Annotated in this window: 10 protein-coding genes; all 10 read left to right on the top strand. The window is 67.7% G+C overall.

Annotated elements, in window-relative coordinates; translation table 11 throughout:
* Nucleotides 1–59 precede the first annotated feature (59 nt).
* The 10 genes from ACEVQ6_RS03820 to ACEVQ6_RS03775 all read left to right on the top strand — a co-directional run bounded on the left by ACEVQ6_RS03820 (nt 60) and on the right by ACEVQ6_RS03775 (nt 12,704).
* Entirely contained in the window at nt 60–1,919 is a 1,860-nt protein-coding gene (locus ACEVQ6_RS03820) for a M3 family oligoendopeptidase (protein ID WP_374887574.1), read from the top strand.
* Nucleotides 1,920–1,950: 31 nt separating this feature from the next.
* A complete protein-coding gene (locus ACEVQ6_RS03815; protein WP_374887573.1) occupies nt 1,951–3,111 on the top strand; it encodes an aminodeoxychorismate synthase component I in 1,161 nt (386 codons plus the stop codon).
* Nucleotides 3,108–3,773 (top strand): aminotransferase class IV family protein, encoded by a 666-nt coding sequence (locus ACEVQ6_RS03810; protein WP_374887572.1) that lies wholly within the window; start codon nt 3,108–3,110, stop codon nt 3,771–3,773. Before ACEVQ6_RS03815 ends, ACEVQ6_RS03810 begins: the two co-directional genes overlap by 4 nt.
* A gap of 118 nt (nt 3,774–3,891) precedes the next feature.
* Complete coding sequence (locus ACEVQ6_RS03805) at nt 3,892–5,343, top strand: homospermidine synthase (protein ID WP_374887571.1); 1,452 nt, start codon at nt 3,892–3,894, stop codon at nt 5,341–5,343.
* A gap of 182 nt (nt 5,344–5,525) precedes the next feature.
* Nucleotides 5,526–5,897 carry an outer membrane lipoprotein Omp10 gene (omp10, locus tag ACEVQ6_RS03800; protein ID WP_374887570.1) on the top strand — a complete coding sequence of 124 codons (372 nt, stop codon included), beginning with the start codon at nt 5,526–5,528 and terminating at the stop codon, nt 5,895–5,897.
* 133 nt (nt 5,898–6,030) lie between these two features.
* Nucleotides 6,031–8,253 (top strand): 5'-nucleotidase C-terminal domain-containing protein, encoded by a 2,223-nt coding sequence (locus tag ACEVQ6_RS03795; RefSeq protein ID WP_374887569.1) that lies wholly within the window; start codon nt 6,031–6,033, stop codon nt 8,251–8,253.
* Between the two features lie 169 nt (nt 8,254–8,422).
* Complete coding sequence (hemH, locus tag ACEVQ6_RS03790) at nt 8,423–9,457, top strand: ferrochelatase (protein WP_374887568.1); 1,035 nt, start codon at nt 8,423–8,425, stop codon at nt 9,455–9,457.
* A gap of 213 nt (nt 9,458–9,670) precedes the next feature.
* The gene (locus tag ACEVQ6_RS03785) at nt 9,671–10,675 is read left to right on the top strand and encodes an SPFH domain-containing protein (protein WP_374887567.1); all 1,005 of its coding nucleotides are present in this window, start codon (nt 9,671–9,673) and stop codon (nt 10,673–10,675) included.
* A gap of 1 nt (nt 10,676) precedes the next feature.
* The gene (locus ACEVQ6_RS03780) at nt 10,677–11,141 is read left to right on the top strand and encodes an NfeD family protein (RefSeq protein ID WP_374887566.1); all 465 of its coding nucleotides are present in this window, start codon (nt 10,677–10,679) and stop codon (nt 11,139–11,141) included.
* A 108-nt stretch (nt 11,142–11,249) separates the two neighbouring features.
* Nucleotides 11,250–12,704, top strand: coding sequence for an outer membrane beta-barrel protein (locus ACEVQ6_RS03775; protein WP_374887565.1), 1,455 nt, complete (start codon nt 11,250–11,252; stop codon nt 12,702–12,704).
* Nucleotide 12,705: the final 1 nt, after the last annotated feature.

The raw sequence follows: 12,705 nt of genomic DNA, 5'->3' as shown, positions 1-12,705 counted from the left end.
TTACCAGAGGACGGGGATGCGGATGCCGCAAGGCACGGCCGGTCCCAAAGGAGATGCCGATGTTCCGTTCCTGCCCGCCGCCCGATCGTTTCACGCCCGTTTCCGCTCCGGCGGCGGAGGGCGCGTCCACTGCCGCGCTCGGCGAACTGCCGGTCTGGCGCCTTGACGATCTCTATCCCGCCCCGGATTCCGCCGCGTTCCGCGACGATCTCGCGACGGCCGAGGAGGAGGCCCGCGCCTTCGAGGCGCGCTGGAAGGGGTGGCTTGCGGAGGCTGCGACGCGGATCGGCGAGGAGGGCCTCGGCGCGGCGATCCGCGCCTTCGAGGCGCTGGAGGACCGGACCGGGCGGATCGCCTCCTTCGCCGGCCTCACCTATTTCTCCAACACGGCCGACCCCGCGAACGGCAAGTTCTACGGCGACGTCCAGGCAAGACTTACGGATCTGTCGAGCCACCTCCTGTTCTTCGCGCTGGAACTCAACAGGATCGAGGATGCGCTGATCGAGGCCGCCGTCGCGAACGATCCGCTGGTCGCCCATTACCGGCCGTGGATCGCCGATCTCCGGCTCGAGAAACCCTATCAGCTCGACGACCGCATCGAGCAGCTCTTCCTCGAGAAGTCGATGACGGGGGCCGCCGCCTTCAACCGGCTGTTCGACGAAACGCTCGCCGCGCTCACCTTCGAGGTCGACGACAGGACCCTCGGCCTCGAACAGACGCTGAACCTGCTGCAGGATGCGGCCCCCGCGACGCGCAGGACCGCGGCAATGGCGCTGGCGAAAACCTTCCGCGCGAATGCGCGCATCTTCACGCTGGTCACCAACACGCTCGCCAAGGACAAGGAAATCTTCGACCGCTGGCACGGTTTCGAGGACATCGCCGACAGCCGGCACCTTTCCAACCGCGTCGAGCGCCCGGTCGTCGAGGCGCTGGCGAAGGCGGTGATGGAGGCCTGCCCGCGCCTGTCGCACCGCTACTATGCGATGAAGGCGCGCTGGCTCGGCGTCGAGGCGCTCGACTTCTGGGACCGCAATGCGCCACTGCCCGAGGCCGACGACCGGCTGATCCCCTGGGACGAGGCGCGTCGCACCGTGCTCTCCGCCTATGGCGCCTTCTCGCCGGAGATGGCCGAGATCGCCGGCCGTTTCTTCGACCGCGGCTGGATCGACGCGCCGGTGCGTCCCGGCAAGGCGCCGGGCGCCTTCGCCCATCCGACCGTGCCCTCGGCCCACCCTTACGTCCTCGTCAACTACATGGGCAAGCCGCGCGACGTGATGACGCTCGCCCACGAGCTCGGCCACGGCGTGCACCAGGTGCTCGCCGGTGGCCAGGGCGCGCTGATGGCCTCGACGCCGCTGACGCTTGCCGAGACCGCCTCCGTCTTCGGCGAGATGCTGACCTTCCGTGCCCTCCTCGACCAGACGACCGACCGGCGCACGCGCAAGGCCATGCTCGCCCAGAAGGTCGAGGACATGCTGAACACGGTGGTGCGCCAGATCGCCTTCTACGAATTCGAGCGCCGCCTCCACACCGCGCGCCGCGAGGGAGAACTGACAAGCGAGGACATCGGCGCCCTCTGGCTGTCGGTTCAGGGAGAGAGCCTCGGGCCGGCGATCCGGATCAGCGAGGGCTACGAGACCTACTGGTCCTACATCCCCCACTTCATCCATTCGCCCTTCTACGTCTACGCCTATGCCTTCGGCGACTGCCTGGTCAATTCGCTCTATGCGGTCTACCAGAACAGCGAGGCGGGCTTTCAGGCGAAGTATTTCGACCTGCTGAAGGCGGGCGGATCGAAGCACCATTCGCAAGTGCTGGCGCCCTTCGGGCTCGATGCCGCCGATCCGTCGTTCTGGGGCCGGGGCCTGTCGATGATAGAAGGGCTGATCGACGAGCTGGAAGCGTTGGATAAAGGCTGATCCGAGAGAGGCCGGGAGACCCTTGCCGACCATGCGCGAAAGCCCGCCCTATGTGCTCTTCCGCGACGACCGCGCCGGCGAGACGACGCTTTTCGCCGCGCCGGAGGAAATCGTCACCGTGCGCCGCGCCGCGGATTTCGCCGACGGCCTTCGCCGGATCGAGGCGGCTAGGGATGCGGGAAAATGGATCGCCGGCTTCATGGCCTACGAGGCCGGGCATCTGTTCGAACCGAAGCTCGCTCCACTTACGGTCGACGATCGCGAAACGCCGCTGATGTCCTTCGGCGTCTTTTCCGGCCCGGCAGCCGGCGACCATCCGCTGGCGCAACCGCGGCAGCGGACGGAAAACGCGCCCCTTCTCACCGAGGCCGTCGCCGCCTGGGATTTTCCGGCCTATGAGCGCCGTTTCGCCCGGCTGCACCGCCACCTGCGCGAGGGCGACTGCTACCAGGCGAACCTGACCATGCCGGTCCACGCCCGCTGGACCGGCGACCCGCGCGCCGCCTTCTGGTCGCTGATCGAGCGGCAGCCGGTTCGCTACGGCGCGCTCGTCCACCTGGACGGCCCGATCCTCCTGTCGCGCTCGCCGGAGCTCTTCTTCTCGGTCGACGCCGAGCGCATGATCGAGACCCATCCGATGAAGGGCACCGCGCCGCGCGGCGCCACGCCGGAAGAAGACGTCCGCATCGTCCGCGCACTGCGCGAGGACCCGAAATCGCAGGCCGAGAACCGCATGATCGTCGACCTCCTACGCAACGATGTCTCGCGCATCAGCGAAGTCGGGACGCTCGACGTGCCGGCGCTCTTTGCCGTCGAGGCCTATCCGACCGTGCACCAGATGGTCAGCCATGTCCGCGCCCGTCTCGAGGACGGCGTCGGCATCACCGACATCTTCCGCGCGCTCTTTCCCTGCGGCTCCGTCACCGGCGCGCCGAAGATGCGGGCGATGGAGATTCTGCACGCGCTGGAAGAGGGTCCGCGCGACGCCTATTGCGGCGCGATCGGCGTCATCGCGCCGGACGGGCGCATGCGCTTTTCCGTCGCCATCCGCACGATCTCGCTGTTTGACGACGGGCGTGCCGTCTTCAATGTCGGCGGCGGCATCGTCTTCGATTCCGACGCGCGGGCGGAATATGCGGAATGCCTGCTGAAGGCGCGCTTCGCCGTCGGTGACGCGACGATCGCGCCATGACCGCCTTCGACCTGATCGAGACGATGCGGTTCTCGCCGGACGCCGGCATCGTCCGGCTGCGGCTGCATCTCGAACGGCTGCGGCGGTCGGCGAGACGGCTCGGCTTTGAAGAAGCCGAGGCGGCCGAGGCGCGGCTTGCGGAAGCGCTCGGCCTCCCGGTCGCCGCACTGTGGCAGGGCACGGCCGATAGGGGCGGAGAGGAACTGCGCGTGCGGCTCACCCTGTCGCGCGAGGGCGCCATCGCTGTGACCAGCGCACCCTTCACGCCGCTTACCGGCGATGCGGCGTGGAGCGTGGCGATCGCGCAGACGAGGCTCGGTTCCGGCGACCGGCTGCTCCGCCACAAGACCACGCGCCGCGCCGTCTATGAGCGCGCGCGCGCCGAGCGGCCGGCATCGGAGGCCGACGAGATGATCCTCCTCAACGAGCGCGGCGAGGTCTGCGAGGGCACGATCACCTCGGTCTTCCTCGACGACGGCTCCGGATGGCTCAAAACGCCGCCGATCGCCTGCGGCCTGCTCGCGGGCGTCTTACGCACCGAGCTCATCTGCGCGCGGCGCGCCCGCACCGGACGCATCCTGCCGGGCGACCTTGCCGGCGGCCGGCTTTTCGTCGGAAACTCGCTGCGCGGGCTGATCCCGGCACGCCTCGTTTCGGCCTGAGCCGCCGATCGCCACCGGCCGGGCCTTTATTGTGACAGCAATCTGTGCTCTAGCCCTTCGCGAACGAAACCGCATGCCCAGCATGGCTTCAGACAATGGAACGGAGATCCGGCAGAAAATGAACGAGACCACCTATCCGGTATATGGCGAAATCACCGGCCCGGTCGTGATGATCGGCTTCGGCTCGATCGGCCGCGGCACGCTGCCGCTCATCGAACGGCATTTCACCTACGACAAGAGCCGGATGGTCGTCATCGATCCGCGCGAGGACGCCGCCGACACCGAGATCCTCGAACGCCACGGCGTGCGCCACATCCGCGCCCACGTGACGAAGGACAACTACAAGGACCTGCTCGAGCCGCTGCTGACCGAAGGCGAGGGCCAGGGCTTCTGCGTCAACCTCTCGGTCGACACCTCCTCGCTCGACCTGATGAAGTTCTGCCGCAAGCTGGACGTGCTCTACATCGACACGGTCGTCGAGCCCTGGCTCGGCTTCTACTTCGACAAGGACATGAAGAACGCCGAGCGCACCAACTATGCGCTCCGCGAGACCGTGCGCCACGAGAAGAAGAAGCATCCGGGCGGCACCACCGCCGTCTCCTGCTGCGGCGCCAATCCGGGCATGGTCTCCTGGTTCGTCAAGCAGGCGCTGGTCAACCTCGCCACCGACCTCGAACTGAAATTCGACGAGCCGGCCCAGGAAGACCGCGAAGGCTGGGCGAAGCTGATGAAGAAGGTCGGCGTCAAGGGCATCCACATTGCCGAGCGCGACACCCAGCGCACGATCAACCCGAAGCCGCTCGACGTCTTCTGGAACACCTGGTCGGTCGAGGGCTTCATCTCCGAAGGCCTGCAGCCCTCCGAACTCGGCTGGGGCACGCACGAGACCTGGAAGCCGAAGAACGCCAAGGAGCACAAGAAGGGCTGCAAGGCTGCGATCTATCTGGAACAGCCCGGCGCCAACACCCGCGTGCGCACCTGGTGCCCGACGCCCGGCCCGCAATACGGCTTCCTCGTCACCCACAACGAGTCGATCTCGATCGCCGACTACTTTACCGTCCACGACAAGGACGGCGACGCCAGCTACCGTCCGACCTGCCATTACGCCTATCATCCGGCCAATGACGCCGTGCTGTCGCTGCATGAAATGTTCGGCAATGGCGGCAAGGCGCAGCCGGTGCTCCACGTGCTCGACGAGCACGAGCTGGTCGACGGCATCGACGAGCTCGGCGTGCTGCTCTACGGCCATGACAAGAATGCCTACTGGTACGGATCGCGCCTGTCGCTGGAGGAAACCCGCCGCATCGCCCCCTACCAGAACGCGACCGGCCTGCAGGTGACCTCGGCCGTGCTCGCCGGCATGGTCTGGGCGCTGGAGAATCCGAAGGCCGGCATCGTCGAGGCCGACGAAATGGACTACCGGCGCTGCCTCGAGGTCCAGCGCCCCTATCTGGGCCCGGTCGAGGGACACTATACCGACTGGACCCCGCTCGAAGGTCGCCCGGGCCTGTTCCCGGAGGACATCGACGAGAAGGATCCGTGGCAGTTCCGCAACATCCTGGTGCGTTGATCGCGCATCGACCCGCCGTTTTGGAAACGCCCGGCCCGGCCGGGCGTTTTGCCGTTCGGGGACGGACCCCGCCGTTGCGCGCCGCGCCCTTGCTTTCGGGGCGCGATCGCGGCATGGTTTCGACACCTCGGCCGGCAACCGTTGCGACGGCCGGCCGCGACAGACAGTCCAGGGATGCGTTCATGAAGCCTTTCGCCGTGCTCACCGTTCTTGCCGCCGCCGGCAGCCTTGCCGCCTGCCAGTCGGCGCCGATCCGCGAGATCGACCGCCCGGCGCCGGTGCGCGCCGCGCCGACGGTCGAGGGGTCCTGGGTCGACCCGAACGGCATCGTCTCGACCTTTGCCGGCGGCACCTTCAACACCCGCACCACCGACACCAACCAGCTGCTTGCCTCCGGCAACTACATCCATGTGTCGCCACAGCTCGTCGAGATCAACATGACCTCGCTCGTGCGCAAGACGCAGCAGAAGGTCGCCTGCCAGCTCGTCACCGCGTCACAATTGAACTGTACGACGGCCGCCGGCGCCCAGTTCTCGCTGGCGCGCCGGGCGTAGCCGTCGCCGGGGCTTTCCGCCCTTTTCGCAAGGCCTTGTCCGATGGCCGGCGCCGCATAGATAGTCCGTTACGAAGCAGGCGCGACCGGCCCGGCCCGCGCGCCTGCCTTGGGCCCAACCATCGGAGACAGTCATGGCCAGAAGTTTCGCATCCGGATTGATCGGCGCGTTCGCGCTCGCCCTTTCCGCCGGCACCGCGCTTGCGGACTACGAGCTCAACATCCTGCACATCAACGACTTCCATTCGCGCATCGAGTCGATCAACACGTACGATTCGACCTGCTCGGCCGAGGAGGAAGGCAAGAACGCGTGCTTCGGCGGCGCCGCGCGGCTGAAGACGCTGATCGACCAACGCCGCGCCGCACTTTCCGGCAAGAACGTGCTTCTCCTGAACGGCGGCGACAATTTCCAAGGATCGCTGTTCTACACGACCTACAAGGGCGTGGCGGAGGCCGAATTCCTCAACCTGATGAAGTTCGACGCGATGACCGTCGGCAACCACGAATTCGACGACAGCGAGGACGGCCTGGCCGGCTTCCTCGACAAGGTCGCCTTCCCCGTCGTCACCGCCAATGTGCTGGCCGGCTACGAATCGAAGCTCGGCGACCGGGTCAAGCCTTTCGTCATCCTCGATGTCGGCGGAGAAAAGATCGGCATCGTCGGCGCGGTCGCCAACGACACGCCGGAACTCGCCTCGCCCGGACCGAACGTGCTGATCGGCGACGACGTCGCTTCGATCACCGCCGCGATCGAAGAGGTGAAGAAGCAGGGCGCCAACAAGATCGTCGCGCTGACCCATGTCGGCTATCCGCGCGACCTCGCGGCGATCGCGAAGATCCCCGACGTCGACGTGGTCGTCGGCGGCCATTCGCACAGCCTGCTCTCCAACACGGACGAGAAGGCGGAAGGCCCCTATCCGACGATGGTCGACAATCCCGGCGGCTACAAGGTGCCGGTGGTGCAGGCCGGCGCCTATGGCAAGTATCTGGGCGACCTCGTCGTCACCTTCGACGACGCCGGCGTGGTGAAGGCGGCGACCGGCGCGCCGATCCTGGTCGACGGGTCGGTGACGCCGGACGAGGCGGTGCTCGCCCGCATTGCCGAGCTCGGCAAGCCGATCGAGGCGCTGCGCGCAAAAGTCATCGGCCGCAGCGAGGCGCCGATCGACGGCGGGCGCGACACCTGCCGCGCGCAGGAATGCGAGATGGGCAACCTCGTCGCCGACGCGACGCTCGACCGCGTCAAGGGCCAGGGAATCACCATCGCCTTCGCCAATGGCGGCGGCCTGCGCGCCTCGATCGATGCGGGCGACGTGTCGATGGGCGAGGTGCTGACCGTGCTGCCCTTCCAGAACACGGTCGCGACCTTCCAGCTGACCGGCGCGGACATCATCGCGGCGCTTGAAAATGGTGTCAGCCAGATCGACGAGGGCGCCGGGCGCTTCCTGCAGGTGGCGGGGCTCAAATATTCCTTCGACCGGTCGAAGCCCGCCGGCGGGCGCATCCTGTCGGTCGAAGTCAGCGAAGGCGACGGCTTCGTGCCGCTCGATCCGGCCAAGACCTACGGCGTCGCCGCCAACAACTACCTCCGCTCGGGCGGCGACGGCTTCTCGGTGTTCGCGGAAAAGGCCCGCAACGCCTATGACTATGGCCCGAGCCTCGAGATCGCCGTCGCCGACTACCTGACGGCGCACACTCCCTACAAGCCCTTCACCGACAGCCGCATCACGGAAGTGAAGGAATCGACGACGCCGGCGGCGGAAATGACGCCCGAGGCCGCGGCCGAGGCGAGCACGCCCGTGACGGAAGCGCCTGCGACGTCCGAGCCCGCAGCCGCACCGTCGAACGACGAGGCGACCGCGCCGGCGACGGCACCGGAGGCAGGCGCGGCCGACACGCCGGCGGAAATGGCGCCCGAGCCCGGGACCGCAAGCCCAGCAACCGAGGAGCCGGCAGCCGCGACCCCGTCGACGACCGCACCGTCGACGCCGGAGCCTCAGACCGCGGACCCCTCGGCCACAACGCCCGCCGGCGAGGCGGCAACGCCTCCGGCCGCGACCACCACCACCGAGCCGCAGGCGACCACCACCGAGCCGCAGGCGACCACCACCGAGCCGCAGGCGACCACCACCGAGCCGCAGGCGGCAAGCCCGACGACGGAGCCTGCGGCCGACACCGCCACGGCGGACCAGCCGGCCGACCTGAAGCATGTCATCGCTGCCGGCGATACGCTCTGGGATCTCGCCGTCCGCTTCTATGGCGACGGCACGCTCTGGCCGACGATCTCGGAGGCGAACGGCAAGCCGGAACCGCGCCGCCTGCCGATCGGCGCGGAACTCGACATCCCGGCACGGTGACGGGGTTTGTCGACGGGTTTTGTCGACGGGGCTTTTTCCGGGACATTATGTCCCGCCGCTTCGGCCGGCGCGGGGTTTCCCGCGCCGGTTTTTCTTTCTAGATAGCATAAACCGCCGCCGCCATCGCACGTAGAAGGCGGCGAACCCCGTCCACCACCGGAAGCCCGCCATGCAGCCGAATGCCGAGATGATCGCCGTCAACCACCCGCCCGTCGCCTTCGGCAAGGTCGGCGTGCTGCTCGTCAACCTCGGCACGCCGGACGGAACCGACCCCGTGTCGATGCGGCGCTACCTGCGCGAATTCCTGACCGACGGCCGTGTCATCGAATGGCCGAAATATCTCTGGTATCCGATCCTTTTCGGCATCGTGCTTCGCACCCGACCCGCCAAGGTCGGCAAGGCCTACCAGTCGATCTGGAACACCGACCGGAACGAGAGCTACCTGCGCACCCATACCCGCAGCCAGGCGGAGAAGATGGCGGCGTCGCTCGCCGGCCATCCCCATGTCGTCGTCGACTGGGCGATGCGCTACGGCCAGCCCTCGATCGCGTCGCGGATCGACGCCCTGCACAAGGCGGGATGCGAGCGCATCCTGCTCTTCCCGCTCTATCCGCAATATGCGGCGGCGACGACCGCCACCGTCAACGACAAGGCCTTCGAGGCGCTTCTGAAAATGCGCTGGCAGCCGGCGCTGCGCACCGTGCCGCCCTATCACGACGATCCCGTCTATATCGACGCGCTGGCGAGATCGATCACCGCCCACCTCGCCACGCTCGACTGGGAGCCGGAGGTGGTGCTGACCTCGTTCCATGGCATTCCGAAATCCTATTTCACCAAGGGCGATCCCTATCACTGCCAGTGCATGAAGACGGCGCGGCTCCTGCGCGAGCGGCTCGGCTGGACGAAGGAAAAGCTGATGGTCACCTTCCAGTCGCGCTTCGGGCCGGAGGAGTGGCTGCAGCCCTACACCGACAAGACGGTGGAGAAACTCGCAACGGACGGGGTGAAGCGCATCGCCGTCATCAATCCCGGCTTCGTTTCGGACTGTCTCGAGACGCTGGAGGAGATCGCGGTCGCCGCCGGAGAGACCTTCCATCATGCCGGCGGGGAGAAATTCACCCATATCCCCTGCCTCAACGACGGGCCGGACGGGATGCGCGTGCTCGAACATGTCGTGCGCCGCGAACTGCAAGGCTGGGTGTAAAAAGGCAGCAGGCGCGAAATTTCCCGGAAGGACAGGAAATAATCCGGCCGGCCGGACCGTTCTGTCCCTAGCGTGTGCCGGAGATACGGGAGATCCGTTTATCCCGGGAAGACAAACGACAACAAAAGACGATAGGGTCTGTCCGGTTCAGAACGAGCCTGGCAGATCCTCGATTGGTGCTGCCAGCGACTCCCGTGGAAGAAGGGAAAGACCATGCCGTTTGCCGGACTCGACATCGTCGTCATCGCCTTTGTCGTCGTCGTCGTCCTCGTGCTCTTCGCCGGCATCAAGACGGTGCCGCAGGGCTTTCGCTTCACCGTCGAGCGCTTCGGCCGCTACACCCGGACGCTTGAGCCGGGCCTCAACCTCATCGTCCCCTTCATCGACCGCATCGGCGCCAAGATGAACGTGATGGAACAGGTGCTCGACGTGCCGACGCAGGAGGTGATCACCCGCGACAATGCCAGCGTCTCCGCCGATGCCGTCGCCTTCTACCAAGTGCTGAACCCGGCCCAGGCCGCCTATCAGGTCTCCGACCTGCAGAATGCCATCCTCAACCTGACCATGACCAACATCCGCTCGGTCATGGGCTCGATGGACCTCGATGAACTTCTCTCGAACCGCGAGGCGATCAACGACCGGCTGCTGCATGTCGTCGACGATGCGGCGAACCCGTGGGGCATCAAGATCACCCGCGTCGAGATCAAGGACATCCAGCCGCCGAAGGATCTGGTCGACGCCATGGCGCGGCAGATGAAGGCCGAGCGCGAGAAGCGTGCGCTAGTGCTCGAAGCCGAGGGCGCGCGCAATGCGCAGATCCTGCGGGCCGAGGGCGCCAAGCAGTCGGCGATCCTCCAGGCCGAAGGCCAGCGCGAGGCCGCCTTCCGCGACGCCGAGGCACGCGAGCGGCTGGCCGAAGCGGAAGCCAAGGCGACGCGCATGGTCTCCGAGGCGATCGTCGACGGCGACGTGCAGGCGATCAACTACTTCGTCGCGCAGAAATATGCCGAAACGCTGTCGGCGATCGGCAGCGCGCCGAACAGCAAGGTGGTGCTGATGCCGGTCGAGGCGTCCTCGCTGATCGGCTCGCTCGGCGGCATTGCCGCCATCGCCCGGGAAGTGTTCGACGGCGATGCGCCGGCAGCGCAGACAAGGCGCCGGGCCGCGGCCACGCCCGAGATACGCCGGCCGATCGACCCGACGCAGTCGGGCGCCTGACATGGTCGAACGGATCGCTCTCGAACTCGGCCCCTGGACCTGGTGGGTGCTCGGCCTCGTGCTGCTCGCCGCCGAGATCGTCGTGCCCGGCGTCTTCCTGATCTGGATCGGCATCGCCGCCATCCTCGTCGGCGTCCTCTCGCTGATGCTCTGGGATGCCGGCCTCTGGAGCTGGCAGGTGCAGCTCCTCGTCTTCGCCCTGCTCGCCGTCGCGACCACGCTGGTCGCCCGCCGGCTGATGGCGCGCGACACGACGGCGACCGACGAGCCCTTTCTCAACCGCCGCGCCGACAGCCTCGTCGGCCGCACCGCCGTGCTCGGCGAACCGCTGGCCGAGGGGCGCGGCCGCATTCGCCTCGACGATTCGGTCTGGATCGTCGAGGGGCCGGACCTGCCAGCGGGCACCCGCGTGCGCGTCGTCTCCGGCAAGGGGCCGCATCTGCAGGTCGAGCCGGCAAACCTCTGATCCGGACCGCATTTTCCCCGCTGGTCGCCCTGCTGCCGCCCTCTCCGAAAGGATTGGTTAACCACGACGGTTTACATTCGGGCAATCTTTCGCAGGGGCATTCGGCACATGGCGCCAGCAGATTCAGGCAGGTTGGACCGGCACAGCCGCCGTCCCGCCCGGGCGGCATGGCTGCTCGTCGCCGCCGGCTGCGCGCTCGGGCCGGTCCCGGACGCCCTTGCCCAGAGCGTTGACGGCACGACCGGCAGCGTCGCCGCCACGCCGCTCTCCGCCGGCGAGGATACGTTGCGCGGCCCGGTGGAGGAGACCGCCGCAACGGCGGCGATCCCCGCCGACGACGGCCTTGATGTCGACCTGCTGCCGGAGGATGTCGGCCGCATCAACCGGGCGGAAGGCACGGTCGACGGCCTGCGCCCGCGCTTCGGCGACGATGGCAGCGACGCCCCCGGCATCCGCCTCGGCAGCTTCACGCTGAAGCCGTCGCTGAGCCAGACCGTCAATCACGAAAGCCGGCGCAGCGGCGGTTCGCGCACGAGCCGCAGCTATCTCGAAACCGGCCTCAAGGGCACGCTCACCTCTGACTGGTCGCGCCACGCGCTTTCCGTCACCGGCGAGGGCTTCTACCAGCGCAATGTCGCCGGCAGGGGCGAGACCGATCCGCGCGCCAGCATCGACGCGGCGCTGCGCCTCGACATCAGCCGCGACACGACGGCGACGCTGAAGGCCGGCTACGATTTCGAGCGCGAGGATTCGACCGATCCGAACGCGATTTCCGGCGCCAGCGTCCAGTCCGGCATCCACACCTACAGCCTCGGCGCCGACATCACCCGCGACTTCGGCCTGCTGCGCGGCACGGCCGGCGTCGATTTCGAGCGTTCCCTCTATGGCAATGCGAAGCTCTCCGACGGCTCGACCCTGTCGCTCGCCGACCGCGACCGGGCCACGGGGACGCTGCGCGGCCGGATCGGCTACGAGATCTCGCCCGCCCTCATCCCCTTCCTCGAAGCCTCCCTCGGTGCGTCGCGCTACGACCTTCGCCGCGACGCGCTCGGCTTCGAGCGCTCCTACCGGACCTATGCCGGGCGCGGCGGCGTAGAGATCGACCTCGGCGAGAAGCTGCGCGGCGAATTCGCGCTCGGCTACGAGACGGTCCGCTTCGAGGATGCGCGGCTGAAGGACCTGAAAGGCCTGACCTTCGACAGCCGCATCGACTGGTCGCCGCGCCGGGGTACGGACCTGTCGCTGAACCTGATCACAGCGGTGGAGCCGTCGACGACGGCGGGCGAAAGCGGCGCGCTCGCCTATACGCTGCGCAGCGGCCTCGCGCACGAGCTGCGCTCCGCGCTCGTCGCCCGGCTGACCAACAGCTTCACCTTCCGCGATTATCCCTCGGGCGGCACGCTTGCCGACGAAACGGTCTGGTCGGTCGGCGCCGGCCTCACCTGGGACCTCAACCGCTATTTGGCGCTGACCGGTGACGTCTCCTTCGAGCGCACCAAGCCCTCCGGTGGCTCGGCGAGCGACGTCGCCCGCATCGGCGTCGGCCTGACGCTGCGGCGCTGAG

It is taken from the genome of Ensifer soli, from assembly GCF_041928815.1.
Lineage (GTDB): Bacteria > Pseudomonadota > Alphaproteobacteria > Rhizobiales > Rhizobiaceae > JBHFEI01.
This window is presented reverse-complemented; position numbering and strand designations above follow the sequence as displayed.